Raw genomic sequence first — 14,252 nt, forward strand, 5'->3', positions numbered from 1 at the left:
TATCATTGATCGCAGGGGCCGAAACGGCCCTCTGTTTTTACCCTGCATGGCCCGTGGCTGTTCAGAGCAGCACCACATCGTATTGTTCCTGGGAGTACATGGTCTCAACCTGAAAACGTATCGTACGGCCTATGAACCCTTCAAGCTCCGCGACGTTGCCTGACTCTTCGTCAAGCAAACGATCAACTACCTTCTGGCTGGCCAATACACGATAGCCAACCGCCTGATAAGCACGAGCCTCGCGCAAAATTTCACGGAAGATCTCGTAACAGATGGTTTCCGGAGTCTTTAGTTTGCCCCGTCCCTGACAGCACAAACACGGCTCGCAGAGCACCTGTTCCAAACTTTCACGGGTACGTTTGCGAGTCATCTGCACCAGGCCCAACTCGGTAATACCGATGATATTGGTCTTGGCATGATCCCGTTCGAGCTGTTTTTCGAGGGTGCGCAAGACCTGACGCTGGTGCTCTTCATCTTCCATGTCGATGAAGTCGATAATGATGATCCCGCCCAGATTGCGCAGACGCAATTGCCGCGCAATGGCGGTAGCCGCCTCAAGATTGGTTTTGAAAATGGTTTCTTCAAGATTGCGGTGGCCGACAAAAGCGCCTGTGTTGACATCAATCGTGGTCATGGCTTCGGCAGGGTCGACTACCAGATACCCACCGGACTTGAGTGGCACCTTACGATCCAGGGCTTTCTGGATTTCGCCTTCAACGCCATACAGATCGAAAATTGGCCGTTCACCCGGATAATGCTCAAGGCGATCAGCGATTTCCGGCATGAGTTCAGCCACAAACTGCGTGGTTTTCTGGAAGGTTTCTCGCGAATCGATACGGATTTTCTCAATCTTTGGGCTGACCAGGTCGCGCAGTGTCCGCAGCGCCAAGCCCAGGTCTTCATAGATCACACTCGGGGCGCCAGCGGTTTTTATCTGCAAACCGATTTGATCCCACAGACGCCGCAGGTAGCGAATGTCCATCAGAATCTCATCTGCCCCGGCTCCTTCGGCCGCCGTGCGCAGGATAAAACCACCGGCTTCCTTGATACCTTCCTGAGCCACGCAATCACTGACCACCTGTTTCAGGCGATCACGCTCGGCTTCATCTTCAATTTTCAGCGAAATGCCGACATGAGCCGTACGCGGCATGTACACCAGGTAGCGCGAAGGTATGGACAGCTGTGTGGTCAGACGCGCACCTTTTGAGGCAATCGGGTCTTTGGTCACTTGCACCACCAGACTTTGACCTTCATGCACCAGTGCACTGATGCTTTCAACCGCCTGACCTTCACGCAGGGAAATTTCAGAGGCGTGAATAAACGCCGCACGGTCCAGACCGATATCGACAAAGGCGGCCTGCATGCCGGGCAGAACCCTGACTATTTTGCCTTTATAGATATTGCCAACAATGCCACGGCGCTGGGTCCGTTCGACGTGCACCTCTTGTAGAACACCGTTCTCTACCACCGCCACGCGCGATTCCATCGGCGTGATGTTGATCAGGATCTCTTCACTCATGGCTGGGTCTCGTTCAGGCGTCATCACAGTAGTGCCACGTCTCGTAGGTGCGGTATTCAGCGCACGGTAAGGTTTTGCCAACAGGGTATGCCGAAATGCCCCAACAGTTCTGCGGTTTCGCATACGGGCAAGCCCACGACACCGGAATAACTGCCATTGAGGCCCGCCACAAACACCGCACCCAAGCCTTGAATGGCGTATCCGCCAGCTTTGTCCTGCGGCTCTCCGCTGGCCCAATAAAGGCTCGCTTCTTGTTTACTGATGTCTCGAAATCTCACTCGACTGCGCACCACACGGGTCTCACAGAGCTGGCTATCAATGACCGCAATGGCCGTGAGCACATCATGTTCACGCCCTGAAAGTGCCTTAAGCATAGCCATGGCATCAGCCTGATCGACCGGCTTGCCGAGAATTCGGCCCTCCAGCACCACGGCCGTGTCGGCACCCAGCACGCAGAACAAGTCCGGGTGGATCGATTTCAGCAATACATTACGTCCAGCCTGAGCCTTCTCGCACGCCAGGCGTTCGACATAGGACTCAGGGGTTTCGTTGACGAGTGGGGTTTCGTCAATGGCGGCAATGACCGTGCTGAACGGCACATCGATTTGAGTCAATAACTCGCGTCTGCGCGGTGACCCGGAAGCCAGATAAAGCGAAAGCATCGAGACATCTCCTTGTCATAGTGCACAAACCCGGAAATGGCTCGCGCTCCTGTTAATTGATTTTGAAGCGTCGGCGCAGGCCGCGCAGACCATAGCTGACCCACGGCCACAGTAGCGCGCTGACCAGTGCCGGCAAGACCAGTGCAAGCGTCGGCTGACGGTTACCGGTCAAGGCACTTAGCCATAGTTGAGCCAACTGAGCCAGCCCAAAAATGACAAGCAACACCAAACTTTGCTGCCACATCGGGAACATTCGCAAACGCTGTTGAAGCGTCAGTACCAGAAAAGTGATGAGCGTCAGGATGAGTGCGTTCTGCCCCAGTAAAGTGCCATACAGCACATCTTCGGCCAAACCCAGGCACCACGCAGTGACCATGCCAACTTTATGCGGCAGGTACAGCGCCCAGAAGGTCAACAGCAACCCCAGCCACAAAGGCCGGAGCACCTCCATGAATTGCGGCATGGGTGAAATGCTGAGCAACAGGCCGATGGCGAATGTCAGCCAGATGATCCAGCCATTACGTGAACGGGTATTCGCCATTATTGCCTCTCCCGAGTCGTGGCCGGCGCAGCGGCTGGCGGGTTGGGTGCGGCAGGGGTTGGCGCTGGAGACGGTTTTTTCGCCGCCGCTGGCACTGCAGCGCGAGTAACCGGCGCAACGGCAGGAACAGGTGCCGCGACTGGAGCAGGCACAGCGGCTGGTGCAGTCGCAGCGACTGGAGCCGGCGCAACGGCAGCTGGCTTGGGCACCGTGGCCGGAATAGTGGCCGGAGCAACACCACCCTGCTCTGCGTCCTGAGCCTGGGCCGCTTCATTGGCGCGCTCTTCCGGCGTGCGGCTGTCGCTGAAAACCAGCAGCAAGTAGCGGCTACGGTTCAAGGCCGCTGTGGGAACGGCGCGAACAATGGCAAACGGTTGGCCGGAGTCGTGAATCACTTCTTTGACCGTCGCAACCGGATAACCCGCAGGAAAGCGCTGCCCTAGCCCTGAGCTGACCAGTAAATCGCCTTCTTTGATATCGGCTGTGTCCGCGACATGGCGCAACTCCAGACGCTCGGGGTTACCCGTACCGCTGGCAATCGCACGCAAGCCGTTACGGTTAACCTGTACCGGAATGCTGTGGGTTGTATCGGTCAGCAACAAGACACGAGAGGTATAGGGCATCAACTCAACCACTTGCCCCATCAAACCGCGAGCATCGAGTACAGGTTGGCCAAGCACGACACCGTCCCGCTCACCCTTGTTGATGATGATGCGATGGGTAAAGGGGTTCGGGTCCATACCGATCAACTCGGCGACTTCAACCTTTTCGTTGACCAGCGCCGAAGAATTCAGCAACTCGCGCAAACGAACGTTCTGCTCAGTCAAGGCAGCCAGTTTTTGCATGCGGCCTTGCAGCAGAATGTTTTCGGTTTTGAGTTTCTCGTTCTCAGCCACCAGTTCAGTACGGCTGCCAAACTGACTGGCAACGCCCTGAAACAAGCGCTGTGGCAAGTCAGTGATCCAGTAGGACTGCATCAGCACCAGCGACATTTGGCTGCGCACGGGCTTTAGCACCGTGAAACGGGCATCAACCACCATCAGCGCGACCGACAGTACGACCAGCACTAACAGGCGTACACCCAACGAGGGGCCTTTGGCGAAGAGCGGTTTAATAGGCCGCTCCTCCCGGGCAAGTGTTCAATGTATTCATACGGCTTCAAAGCGGCCTGGATGAAGATTGACAGAAGGTAAACGCCAAAAGGCAGCACTGCAAAGTGCTACCTTTTGGTGATAACCGTAGAACTGCACCAGACGATCTTATTCGCTGGAAAGCAGGTCCATCGTGTGTTTGTCCATCATTTCCAGTGCACGGCCACCACCACGAGCAACGCAGGTCAGCGGGTCTTCGGCGACGATCACCGGCAGACCGGTTTCCTGGGCCAGCAACTTGTCGAGGTCACGCAACAGGGCGCCACCACCGGTCAGTACCAAACCACGCTCGGCGATGTCCGAAGCCAACTCTGGCGGCGATTGCTCCAGAGCGCTTTTCACGGCCTGAACGATGGTTGCCAGCGACTCTTGCAGAGCCTCAAGCACTTCGTTGGAGTTCAGGGTGAACGCTCGGGGTACGCCTTCTGCCAGGTTACGGCCGCGCACGTCGACTTCACGCACTTCACCACCCGGATAAGCTGTACCGATTTCCTGCTTGATACGCTCAGCGGTCGATTCACCGATCAGGCTGCCGTAGTTACGGCGCACATAGGTAATGATCGCTTCGTCGAAGCGGTCGCCACCAACCCGCACTGACTCGGCGTAAACCACACCGTTCAGGGAGATCAAGGCAATTTCAGTGGTCCCGCCACCGATATCGACGACCATCGAACCGCGTGCTTCTTCAACCGGCAAACCGGCACCGATGGCGGCTGCCATTGGCTCTTCGATCAGAAACACTTCGCGGGCACCGGCACCCAGTGCCGATTCACGAATAGCGCGACGTTCGACCTGAGTCGATTTGCATGGCACACAAATCAGAACCCGAGGGCTTGGTTGCAGAAAACTGTTTTCGTGCACTTTGTTGATGAAATACTGCAGCATCTTTTCGCAAACGCTGAAATCAGCGATCACGCCGTCCTTCATCGGACGAATGGCAGCAATGTTGCCCGGTGTACGGCCAAGCATACGCTTAGCCTCGGTGCCAACGGCAACGACACTTTTCTGGTTACCGTGCGTCCGAATAGCCACAACCGATGGCTCATTCAGGACAATACCGCGCTCACGCACGTAAATAAGGGTGTTGGCAGTGCCCAGGTCAATGGAAAGATCGCTGGAAAACATGCCACGCAGTTTCTTGAACATGGGAAAGGGACCCTAGGCAACGCGTGGGTAAAAAAGTGCGGCAAACTCTAACAACGACAGGGATTTTGGGCAAGGCGCCAATATGTTAAATTGGCAGCTTTTCAGAGCACCAGCCCCCACAATCGCGGCCATTAGACCGTAGAAATGCGGTAGTGTTCCGACAATCTAACACACGGATAGCATCCGTCTTGTTTTCCACTGGAGAATCCCATGGCGCTTGAACGCTCCGACGTGGAAAAAATCGCTCATTTGGCCCGTCTGGGTCTCAATGATGCCGATATTCCACGCACCACCGAAGCTCTTAACAGCATTTTGGGGCTAATTGACCAGATGCAGGCTGTCGATACCACGGGTATCGAGCCTCTGGCTCACCCCCTGGAAGCCAGCCAGCGCCTGCGTGCAGACGTCGTGACTGAGACTAATCATCGCGAGGCGTACCAGTCCATCGCACCGGCGGTCGAAAAAGGCCTCTACCTGGTTCCTAAAGTCATCGAGTAAAAGGAAAGAGCCTGCATGCATCAATTGACTCTGGCCGAGATCGCTCGCGGACTCGCCGATAAAAAGTTTTCTTCCGAAGAGCTGACCAAGACCCTGCTGGCGCGTATCGCTCAGCTCGATCCTCAGCTCAACAGTTTTATCACCCTCACCGAAGACCTCGCCCTAGAGCAGGCCAAGGCCGCCGACGCACGTCGCGCCAACGGTGAAACCGGCGCTCTGCTGGGCGCGCCCATTGGTCATAAAGACCTGTTCTGCACCCTGGGCGTGCGCACCAGTTGCGGCTCGAAGATGCTCGACAACTTCAAAGCCCCGTATGACGCCACCGTGGTGTCCAAGCTGGCAGCTGCCGGTGCTGTGACCCTTGGCAAGACCAACATGGACGAGTTCGCCATGGGTTCGGCCAACGAATCGAGCTACTACGGCGCGGTCAAAAACCCGTGGAACCTTGAGCACGTGCCCGGTGGTTCGTCGGGGGGCTCGGCAGCCGCCGTTGCTGCCCGCCTGTTGCCCGCGGCAACCGGTACCGACACCGGCGGTTCTATCCGACAGCCGGCAGCGCTGACCAACCTCACCGGCCTGAAACCGACTTACGGTCGCGTCTCACGCTGGGGCATGATTGCCTACGCGTCCAGCCTTGATCAGGGCGGCCCTTTGGCGCGCACCGCTGAAGACTGCGCTATTTTGTTACAAGGCATGGCTGGCTTCGACCCGCAAGACTCCACCAGCATCGATGAGCCCGTGCCGGACTACAGCGCCACCCTCAACGGTTCGCTGCAAGGCCTGCGCATCGGCGTGCCTAAAGAGTACTTCAGCGAAGGTCTTGACCCTCGTATTGCCGAACTGATCCACACCAGTGTCAAAGAACTTGAAAAGCTCGGTGCCGTGATCAAGACCATCAGCCTGCCTAACATGCAGCACGCGATCCCAGCGTACTACGTGATCGCGCCGGCTGAAGCATCCTCTAACCTGTCGCGTTTTGACGGCGTGCGCTTCGGTCATCGTTGCGAAGATCCTAAAGACCTCACTGACCTGTACAAGCGTTCGCGCGCCGAAGGCTTTGGCCCTGAAGTGCAGCGCCGGATTCTGGTGGGAGCTTATGCCCTGTCCGCCGGCTACTACGACGCTTACTACCTGCAAGCTCAAAAAATCCGTCGCCTGATCAAAAACGACTTCATGACCGCTTTCAATGAAGTCGACATCATCCTCGGCCCAACCACGCCTAACCCGGCCTGGAAAATCGGCGCTAAAAACAGCGACCCGGTTTCTGCCTATCTGGAAGACGTGTACACCATCACCGCTAACCTCGCGGGCCTGCCAGGCCTGTCGATGCCAGCCGGTTTTGTTGACGGGTTGCCTGTGGGCGTGCAGTTGCTGGCACCCTACTTTCAGGAAGGTCGCTTGCTCAATGTCGCCCACCAGTATCAGTTGAATACTGACTGGCACACGCGCTCACCTGCCGGCTTCTGAGGAGAAACATATGCAATGGGAAGTTGTGATCGGGCTGGAAATTCACTCCCAGCTCGCCACCCAATCGAAGATTTTCTCCGGTAGCGCCACCACGTTCGGCTCTGAGCCGAACACTCAGGCCAGCCTGGTTGACCTGGGCATGCCAGGGGTTTTACCGGTGCTCAACGAAGAAGCCGTGCGCATGGCCGTGATGTTCGGCCTGGCGGTTGATGCCGAAATCGGTCAGCACAGCGTGTTTGCCCGCAAGAACTACTTCTACCCGGATTTGCCCAAGGGCTACCAGATCAGTCAGATGGAACTGCCTATCGTCGGCAAAGGCCATCTGGACATCACACTGGAAGACGGCACCGTTAAACGTGTCGGCATCACCCGTGCCCACCTGGAAGAAGACGCGGGTAAAAGCCTGCACGAAGATTTCAGCGGCGCTACCGGCATCGACCTGAACCGGGCCGGCACGCCGTTGCTCGAAATCGTTTCCGAACCGGACATGCGCAGCGCCAAAGAGGCCGTGGCTTACGTCAAAGCCATGCACGCGCTCGTTCGCTACCTGGGCATCTGCGATGGCAACATGGCCGAAGGCTCGTTACGTTGCGACTGCAACGTGTCGATTCGCCCGGTGGGTCAGGCCGAATTCGGTACTCGTTGCGAGATCAAGAACGTCAACTCGTTCCGCTTCATCGAAAAGGCCATCAACAGCGAAGTTCAGCGCCAGATCGAACTGATCGAAGACGGTGGCAAGGTCATCCAGCAAACCCGCCTGTATGACCCGAACAAAGATGAAACCCGCGCCATGCGCAGCAAGGAAGAAGCTAACGACTACCGTTACTTCCCCGATCCTGACCTGCTGCCGGTGGTGATCGAAGATTCGTTTATCGAAGACGTGCGCGCCACCCTGCCAGAACTGCCACCGCAAAAGCGCGAGCGCTTCCAGTCGCAGTTCGGGTTGTCGGCTTACGACTCAAGCGTACTGGCATCAAGCCGTGAACAAGCGGACTACTTCGAAAAAGTCGTCAGCATCAGTGGCGACGCCAAACTGGCGGCCAACTGGGTCATGGTTGAGTTGGGCAGCCTGCTCAACAAGCAAGGCCTGGACATTGATCAGTCACCAGTCACTGCCGAACAACTGGGCGGCATGTTGCAACGCATCAAGGACAACACCATCTCCGGCAAGATTGCCAAAGTGGTGCTTGAAGCAATGGCTAACGGCGAAGGCAGCGCTGACGAGATCATCGAAAAACGCGGCCTTAAGCAAGTGACAGACAGCGGCGCGATTGAAAAAGTGCTGGATGAAGTACTGGCTGCCAACGCAGAACAAGTCGAGCAATACCGTGCGGCAGACGAAGCCAAGCGCGGCAAGATGTTCGGCTTCTTCGTCGGTCAGGCCATGAAAGCGTCCAAAGGCAAAGCCAACCCGCAACAGGTCAACGAACTGCTGAAAAGCAAACTCGAAGGCTAAAGCAATGCGAAACCCGTAGCAGCTGCCGCAGGCTGCGTCCGATTGCGAAGCGATCGTAAATCAGGAACCGCGGTTCAAAGTTTGAATTGAACACTTCTGGTTTACGACGGCTTCGCCGCCGAACGCAGCCTGCGGCAGCTGCTACGGGCGGCATTTTTCATAGCAATATAAGGATTCCCCATGAAGCAGCTACTCGGCGCCTGCGCCCTGCTCAGCTTGCTCGCCGGCTGTGCCAGCCATGACATTGACCCTCGCGGTTATGACAAGACAGGCATGGCCTCTTATTACGGCGCTCGCCATCACGGCAAACGCACTGCCAGCGGTGAACCCTTCAACCAGCACGGTCTCACCGCCGCCCACCCCAGCCTGCAATTTGGCAGCCGGGTACTGGTGACCAACCTCAGCAACGACAAGTCTGTTGTGGTCCGCATCAATGATCGCGGCCCGCATACACGAGGGCGAATCATTGATCTGTCTCGTCAGGCCGCTCAACAGTTGGATATGCTGCGCAGCGGCACTGCTAAAGTCCGCGTGCAGGGCTTGAGCGATTAATCGAGGGGGTGGGTATTTTCGGGTTGAACGCATTATCTGCGTGGAGCTTGCTGCAATTGCTCGGCGGCCTTGTGCTGTTGATCGCCGGAGCACAACTGCTGGTGCGCTGCGCCGAGCACATCGCCGCTAAATTGAAGGTTCGCCCGCTACTCATCGGCTTGACCGTTGTCGCGATGGGCAGCAGCGCGCCGCAAATGACGGTCAGTCTGCAAGCGGCATTCAACGACACGGCAGACATTGCCGTCGGCAGTGTCATTGGCAGTAACATTTTCAACATCCTTGTCACCCTTGGCCTCTCGGCCTTGATCATTCCGCTGCGGGTATCGCGCCAACTGGTGCGAATCGACATCCCGTTGATGATCCTCGCCAGCGCCATGGTCTTCACGCTGGCCCTGAACCATCAGCTCGACCGTCTGGACGGGGTCTTGCTACTGGGCGGCCTGCTGATCTACCTGCTCCTGCTGCTGCACCAATCGCGCCACAGCGGCCATCATCACCCCCATCACGATCGCCCGCCGACGTCATGGCTACGCACGCTCTCGCTGATGGGTTGCGCGTTGCTGCTCCTGGGGATTGCCGGCCACCTGCTGTTGGGGGCGGCACTGGAGGTGGCCTCAGAACTCGGCTTGTCAGAACGCATCATCGGCCTGACCATTGTCGCCGTCAGCACCTCACTGCCCGAATTGGCGACCTCCTTGATCGCCGCGTTTCGCGGCCAGCGTGAAATAGCCGTCGGCAACGTGATTGGCAGCAACGTATTCAACCTGCTGGGGGTGCTTGGGCTCACCGCCCTGCTGGCACCCTCACCGTTATCCGTTTCGCCTAATGCACTGGCCTTCGACCTGCCAGTCATGCTCGGGGTCGCGGTACTGTGCTTGCCCGTGTTCTATAGCGGCTATCGCATCACACGGTTGGAGGGTTTGCTGTTTCTGGGTTTGTATCTGGCATATGGGCTGCACGTGGTGTCATTCACTACCGGCATGCCGCTGGCAAGCAAGCTCGAACACCTGATGTTCTTTTATATCCTGCCGGCATTGCTGGTGTTTGTGCTGTTGAGCGCCGTGCAAGCATGGCGTCGGCAGCACTGAAGCATGGTGTTAAATCCAGCCACCCCACTGCAACACAAAAATCCCGATGTTGGTGGTGATTGCCGCCATCAAGGTGGTGATCACGATAATCGCCGCGGCCAATTCATGATTGCCATTGGCCGCCCGTGCCATGACATAACTGGCGGCGGCCGTCGGGCTGGCGAAGTATAAAAACAACGTCCCCAGTTCAGCCCCGCGAAAACCACAGAGCCAAGCGCCCAAAGTAGCCAGCAACGGCAAACTGACCATTTTGACCAGACTGGCACTCACCGCTACCTTGCCGCTTTTTCGCAAGCTGGCCAGCGACAGCGTGCCGCCAATACAGATCAGCGCCAGCGGCAAGGTCATTGCGGCCAGGTATTCCCCAGAGGCCTGCAACCAGCCGGGCAGGCCAATCTTAAAGGCCGCAAAGGGTACAGCCGCCAACACACTGATGATCAGCGGGTTCTTGACCACACTTTTGCAAATGCTCCACGGGTCAGACTTGATCACCGGGCTGTAAACCGCCAGCACAATGGTCGACAAGGTGTTGAAGAGCAAAATCACCAGACCGGCGAGCACCGCTCCCAGCGAAATGCCGTAGTCACCGTACATGCTGGCCGCCAGCGCCAACCCGATAACCCCGTTATTACCGCGAAACGCACCTTGTGTGTAGATGCCACGGTCTTCACGCGGGCACCGCCAAATCGCCCAACCCCATGCCAATGCAAAGCTGACCAGCGTTGCCAGCGTGAAGTAGCCGAGCACTTTGGGCTGCATGGCAGCCCTGAGGTCAGCGTGCAAAATACCCAGAAACAACAACGCCGGCATGGTGACGTTAAACACCAGAGCCGACGCAGTATGGATAAAGTTGTCATTGATCCAGCCCACACGCTTGAGCGCCACGCCTAAAAACAACATGGCAAATACGGGGGCGGTAATAGAGAGCGTCTGAAGGAAAATGGCCAGCATGTCAGCACGCTCTAGGACGTAAGCAAGCTAACGGTATACCAGCTTTTTGGGCAAAGGTTAAGACAGGTCAAACGAACTGCGCACGCATCCAGGCCTGATATTCAGCCACACCTGGCTCCCCCTCACGAGGTGCCCAGTGGGCCAGCTCACCGTCTCCCACGGGTTGATAGGGCCCGGCTTTGCATTCAAACATCAAGCTGTCCGGTTCCAGTACCACCAAGGCATGAAACACACCTGGCGGCAGATCAACCCCAAGGCTATCACCGCCCGCTTGCAACACGCGCTTGTCGAGTACCTGACCGTCTTCATCGAAGATCAGTACCCCCAGTGTGCCCCTGAGCACCAACAAGGTTTCAGCCTTCTCGCTGCTCAAATGGCGATGCGGCGGCACATAGGTTGACGGTTGCAGCCCGACCACCATGCGATGGCAAGACTCCTGCATCTGATGCAGGTTGTGATGCTGGCGACCGCGAGGGTTACCGGCAGCTTTCTCGGCCAGATCGTCAAACAGTGATTTATCAAGAAAGCGTGGGCTAACCATAGGAAAAACGTCCTTGTTTACAAACCTTTAACCGCGTAAATGCCGGCAGCGTTACGCCAGTAGCCTTTGTAATCCATGCCATAACCAAAGATGTAACGGTCAATGCACGGCAACCCTGCGTAATCGGCTTTCAGGCCAGGGCTCGCTTTGCGGTCATGCTCTTTATCAATCAGTACGGCAGTATGAACTTGACGGGCACCCGCGTGCTTGCAGAAATCCACAATCGCGCTAAGGGTGTGACCCTCGTCGAGAATGTCATCAATAATCAGCACGTGACGGTCCATAAAGGACACTTCCGGCTTGGCTTTCCAGAACAGGTCACCGCCGCTGGTTTGGTTGCGATAGCGCGTGGCGTGCAGGTAAGACGATTCAAGCGGGAATTTCAGGTGGGTGAGCAGCTTGCCAGCAAAAATCAGGCCGCCGTTCATCACACAGAACACCACTGGATTGGTCTCAGCCATTTCGGCTGTGATTTGCGCGCCGACACGGGCGATAGACGCCTCGACTTCAGCTTCGGTGTACAGGCAGTCAGCCTCTCGCATGACTTGACGGATATGCTCGAGATCAGCAGACATGACGCTCTCCAGGGGGGGTTGTGCAAGAAAAGCGGGCAAAGGTACGCATCCGCATGGCTCAGATCAAGCATTTATGGACTAACGTGCACTAATGTCTGTAGGACATAACCTCGGATTAGATTAATCTAGGCCGGTTTTTTTGCCTGCCCCCCGGAGTCTTTCCCTATGCCCACTCTTGAGATCCGCCATCCGCTGATCCGCCACAAACTCGGCTTGATGCGCCGCGCTGACATTAGCACGAAGAACTTCCGTGAGCTCGCACAGGAAGTCGGCGCGCTGCTGACTTACGAAGCCACTAAAGATCTGACGCTCGAATCCTACGAAATTGCAGGGTGGAGCGGCAAAGTTATGGTTGAAAAAATTGCCGGTAAGAAAATTACCGTCGTACCTATCCTGCGCGCCGGTATCGGCATGCTGGAAGGTGTTCTGAGCCTGATCCCGGGTGCCAAAGTAAGTGCTGTAGGCGTTGCCCGCAACGAAGAAACCCTGCAAGCCCACACTTACCTGGAAAAACTGGTACCGGAAATCGATGAGCGTCTGGCGATGATCATTGACCCGATGCTGGCCACCGGTTCGTCGATGGTTGCCACCATTGACCTGTTGAAGAAAGCCGGCTGTAAAGAAATCCGCGCCATGGTGCTGGTTGCCGCGCCAGAAGGTATTGCAGCGGTTGAAGCAGCACACCCTGACGTGACCATCTACACCGCCTCCATTGATGAGCGCCTTGACGATCATGGCTACATCATTCCGGGCTTGGGTGATGCCGGCGACAAGATCTTCGGCACCAAGCAAAAGGACGCATAACATGCAGGACGAGTTCAACGACCCGCTCTGGCGCCAGATCATTTCTGGTGCGCAGATGCTCTTCGTGGCCTTTGGCGCGTTGGTGTTGATGCCTCTGATTACAGGCCTCGACCCTAACGTTGCGCTGTTCACGGCGGGTCTCGGGACTCTGCTGTTCCAGATCGTGACCCGGCGCCAGGTGCCGGTCTTTCTGGCGTCGAGTTTTGCGTTTATCACCCCGATCATTCTCGCCAAAGGCCAATTTGGCCTGGCAGCGACGATGGGCGGCGTCATGGCAGCCGGTTTCGTGTACACCTTTCTCGGGTTTGCAGTGAAACTCAAAGGCACCGGTTTTATTGACCGCCTTCTGCCACCCGTGGTGATTGGCCCGGTCATCATCTCGATCGGCCTGGCGATGGCACCGATTGCTGCGCACATGGCCATGGGCCGTGCGGAAGATGGCACCGAACTGATCCACTACCAAACCGCCATGCTGATCTCGATGCCAGCCTTACTGACCACCTTGATCGTGGCGGTATTCGGCAAAGGGATTTTCCGTCTGGTACCCATCATTGCGGGCGTTCTGGTCGGTTTTGGCATGGCGTTCTACTTCGGCGTCGTCGACACCGCCAAGATCGCGGCAGCCCCTTGGTTCGCCTTGCCGCACTTCACGGCTCCCGAGTTCAACTGGCAAGCAATTCTGTTTATCGTGCCCGTGGCGTTGGCCCCGGCCATTGAACACATTGGTGGCGTGATAGCCGTGGGCAGCGTGACTGGCCGCGACTACCTGAAAAATCCGGGCCTGCATCGCACGTTGTTTGGTGACGGCATTGCCACCACCGCAGCGGGATTGCTCGGCGGCCCACCCAACACCACCTACGCCGAAGTGACGGGCGCAGTGATGCTGACCAAGAACTACAACCCGAAAATCATGACCTGGGCAGCGATCTTCGCTATCAGCCTGGCCTTTATCGGCAAGTTCGGCGCATTGCTGCAAAGCATTCCGGTGCCGGTGATGGGCGGGATTCTGTGCCTGTTGTTCGGTTCGATTGCAGCCGTGGGCATGAACACCCTGATTCGCCATCAAGTCGACCTCAGTGAAGCGCGCAATCTGGTGATTGTGTCGGTGACTCTGGTGTTTGGTATTGGCGGCGTGCTGATCGGCACGGGGATGGGCCCGGAAGACTTCGGTCTTAAAGGCATCGCGTTGTGCGCCATCGTGGCGATCGCGCTGAACCTGATACTGCCGGGTAATGACAGTTGGAAAAAGAAGAAAGGTGATGAGCCGATTATCTAAATCGGCTTGACCCTCACCCTGCCTT

The 14,252-nt window shown here is 56.9% G+C and carries 15 protein-coding genes; 7 read left to right on the forward strand and 8 right to left on the reverse strand.

Translation table 11 applies throughout. From position 1 onward, the window contains the following. Nucleotides 1–61: 61 nt before the first annotated feature. The 5 genes from rng to mreB all read right to left on the reverse strand — a co-directional run bounded on the left by rng (nucleotide 62) and on the right by mreB (nucleotide 5,019). Complete coding sequence (rng, locus tag FJD38_RS11840) at nucleotides 62–1,519, reverse strand: ribonuclease G (protein WP_122786381.1); 1,458 nt, start codon at nucleotides 1,517–1,519, stop codon at nucleotides 62–64. A 56-nt stretch (nucleotides 1,520–1,575) separates the two neighbouring features. Beyond that, nucleotides 1,576–2,181, reverse strand: coding sequence for a Maf family protein (locus FJD38_RS11845; RefSeq protein ID WP_122786380.1), 606 nt, complete (start codon nucleotides 2,179–2,181; stop codon nucleotides 1,576–1,578). Nucleotides 2,182–2,233: 52 nt separating this feature from the next. Then, the gene (gene mreD, locus FJD38_RS11850) at nucleotides 2,234–2,722 is read right to left on the reverse strand and encodes a rod shape-determining protein MreD (protein WP_146385440.1); all 489 of its coding nucleotides are present in this window, start codon (nucleotides 2,720–2,722) and stop codon (nucleotides 2,234–2,236) included. Beyond that, complete coding sequence (gene mreC / locus FJD38_RS11855) at nucleotides 2,722–3,837, reverse strand: rod shape-determining protein MreC (protein WP_146385442.1); 1,116 nt, start codon at nucleotides 3,835–3,837, stop codon at nucleotides 2,722–2,724. Before mreC ends, mreD begins: the two co-directional genes overlap by 1 nt. Nucleotides 3,838–3,981: 144 nt before the next feature. After that, on the reverse strand, nucleotides 3,982–5,019 hold the full coding sequence (gene mreB, locus FJD38_RS11860; RefSeq protein ID WP_002555108.1) for a rod shape-determining protein MreB: 1,038 nt from the start codon (nucleotides 5,017–5,019) through the stop codon (nucleotides 3,982–3,984). Nucleotides 5,020–5,229: 210 nt separating this feature from the next. Here mreB and gatC point away from each other — a divergent pair, with 210 nt between their 5' ends. The 5 genes from gatC (at nucleotide 5,230) to FJD38_RS11885 (ending at nucleotide 10,080) form a co-directional block, all read left to right on the forward strand. Further along, nucleotides 5,230–5,517 carry an Asp-tRNA(Asn)/Glu-tRNA(Gln) amidotransferase subunit GatC gene (gene gatC / locus FJD38_RS11865; protein WP_122786377.1) on the forward strand — a complete coding sequence of 96 codons (288 nt, stop codon included), beginning with the start codon at nucleotides 5,230–5,232 and terminating at the stop codon, nucleotides 5,515–5,517. Between the two features lie 15 nt (nucleotides 5,518–5,532). Further along, nucleotides 5,533–6,984 carry an Asp-tRNA(Asn)/Glu-tRNA(Gln) amidotransferase subunit GatA gene (gene gatA / locus FJD38_RS11870; protein ID WP_146385444.1) on the forward strand — a complete coding sequence of 484 codons (1,452 nt, stop codon included), beginning with the start codon at nucleotides 5,533–5,535 and terminating at the stop codon, nucleotides 6,982–6,984. Nucleotides 6,985–6,994: 10 nt separating this feature from the next. After that, on the forward strand, nucleotides 6,995–8,440 hold the full coding sequence (gene gatB / locus FJD38_RS11875; protein ID WP_122786375.1) for an Asp-tRNA(Asn)/Glu-tRNA(Gln) amidotransferase subunit GatB: 1,446 nt from the start codon (nucleotides 6,995–6,997) through the stop codon (nucleotides 8,438–8,440). Between the two features lie 180 nt (nucleotides 8,441–8,620). Further along, a complete protein-coding gene (locus tag FJD38_RS11880; RefSeq protein WP_122786374.1) occupies nucleotides 8,621–8,992 on the forward strand; it encodes a septal ring lytic transglycosylase RlpA family protein in 372 nt (123 codons plus the stop codon). Between the two features lie 47 nt (nucleotides 8,993–9,039). Continuing rightward, a complete protein-coding gene (locus FJD38_RS11885) occupies nucleotides 9,040–10,080 on the forward strand; it encodes a calcium/sodium antiporter (protein ID WP_122786490.1) in 1,041 nt (346 codons plus the stop codon). 9 nt (nucleotides 10,081–10,089) lie between these two features. On the opposite strand, the gene FJD38_RS11890 is transcribed toward FJD38_RS11885, so the two are convergent. The 3 genes from FJD38_RS11890 to FJD38_RS11900 form a co-directional block, all read right to left on the reverse strand. Beyond that, nucleotides 10,090–11,031: an AEC family transporter gene (locus FJD38_RS11890; RefSeq protein WP_122786373.1), complete on the reverse strand. Its 942-nt coding sequence runs from the start codon at nucleotides 11,029–11,031 to the stop codon at nucleotides 10,090–10,092. A 67-nt stretch (nucleotides 11,032–11,098) separates the two neighbouring features. Continuing rightward, nucleotides 11,099–11,572 carry a WbuC family cupin fold metalloprotein gene (locus FJD38_RS11895; protein WP_146385446.1) on the reverse strand — a complete coding sequence of 158 codons (474 nt, stop codon included), beginning with the start codon at nucleotides 11,570–11,572 and terminating at the stop codon, nucleotides 11,099–11,101. 17 nt (nucleotides 11,573–11,589) lie between these two features. Beyond that, the gene (locus tag FJD38_RS11900) at nucleotides 11,590–12,147 is read right to left on the reverse strand and encodes a hypoxanthine-guanine phosphoribosyltransferase (RefSeq protein WP_122786371.1); all 558 of its coding nucleotides are present in this window, start codon (nucleotides 12,145–12,147) and stop codon (nucleotides 11,590–11,592) included. A 165-nt stretch (nucleotides 12,148–12,312) separates the two neighbouring features. Here FJD38_RS11900 and upp point away from each other — a divergent pair, with 165 nt between their 5' ends. Together upp and FJD38_RS11910 are read left to right on the forward strand one after the other, a co-directional pair. Further along, nucleotides 12,313–12,951: a uracil phosphoribosyltransferase gene (upp, locus tag FJD38_RS11905; RefSeq protein WP_122786370.1), complete on the forward strand. Its 639-nt coding sequence runs from the start codon at nucleotides 12,313–12,315 to the stop codon at nucleotides 12,949–12,951. Nucleotide 12,952: 1 nt separating this feature from the next. Next, the gene (locus FJD38_RS11910) at nucleotides 12,953–14,227 is read left to right on the forward strand and encodes a uracil-xanthine permease family protein (protein WP_122786369.1); all 1,275 of its coding nucleotides are present in this window, start codon (nucleotides 12,953–12,955) and stop codon (nucleotides 14,225–14,227) included. The last annotated feature ends 25 nt before the right edge of the window (nucleotides 14,228–14,252 follow it).

Origin of the sequence: Pseudomonas saxonica (assembly GCF_007858365.1) — a bacterium.
Taxonomy (GTDB): domain Bacteria; phylum Pseudomonadota; class Gammaproteobacteria; order Pseudomonadales; family Pseudomonadaceae; genus Aquipseudomonas; species Aquipseudomonas saxonica.

Bases quoted from the DNA above. Each gene is read 5' to 3' on its own strand.
- rng (WP_122786381.1), bottom strand. From the start codon at position 1,519: ATGAGTGAAGAGATCCTGATCAACATCACGCCGATGGAATCGCGCGTG.
- FJD38_RS11845 (WP_122786380.1), bottom strand. From the start codon at position 2,181: ATGCTTTCGCTTTATCTGGCTTCCGGGTCACCGCGCAGACGCGAGTTA.
- mreD (WP_146385440.1), bottom strand. From the start codon at position 2,722: ATGGCGAATACCCGTTCACGTAATGGCTGGATCATCTGGCTGACATTC.
- mreB (WP_002555108.1), bottom strand. From the start codon at position 5,019: ATGTTCAAGAAACTGCGTGGCATGTTTTCCAGCGATCTTTCCATTGAC.
- gatC (WP_122786377.1), top strand. From the start codon at position 5,230: ATGGCGCTTGAACGCTCCGACGTGGAAAAAATCGCTCATTTGGCCCGT.
- gatA (WP_146385444.1), top strand. From the start codon at position 5,533: ATGCATCAATTGACTCTGGCCGAGATCGCTCGCGGACTCGCCGATAAA.
- gatB (WP_122786375.1), top strand. From the start codon at position 6,995: ATGCAATGGGAAGTTGTGATCGGGCTGGAAATTCACTCCCAGCTCGCC.
- FJD38_RS11880 (WP_122786374.1), top strand. From the start codon at position 8,621: ATGAAGCAGCTACTCGGCGCCTGCGCCCTGCTCAGCTTGCTCGCCGGC.
- FJD38_RS11890 (WP_122786373.1), bottom strand. From the start codon at position 11,031: ATGCTGGCCATTTTCCTTCAGACGCTCTCTATTACCGCCCCCGTATTT.
- FJD38_RS11895 (WP_146385446.1), bottom strand. From the start codon at position 11,572: ATGGTTAGCCCACGCTTTCTTGATAAATCACTGTTTGACGATCTGGCC.
- FJD38_RS11900 (WP_122786371.1), bottom strand. From the start codon at position 12,147: ATGTCTGCTGATCTCGAGCATATCCGTCAAGTCATGCGAGAGGCTGAC.
- upp (WP_122786370.1), top strand. From the start codon at position 12,313: ATGCCCACTCTTGAGATCCGCCATCCGCTGATCCGCCACAAACTCGGC.
- FJD38_RS11910 (WP_122786369.1), top strand. From the start codon at position 12,953: ATGCAGGACGAGTTCAACGACCCGCTCTGGCGCCAGATCATTTCTGGT.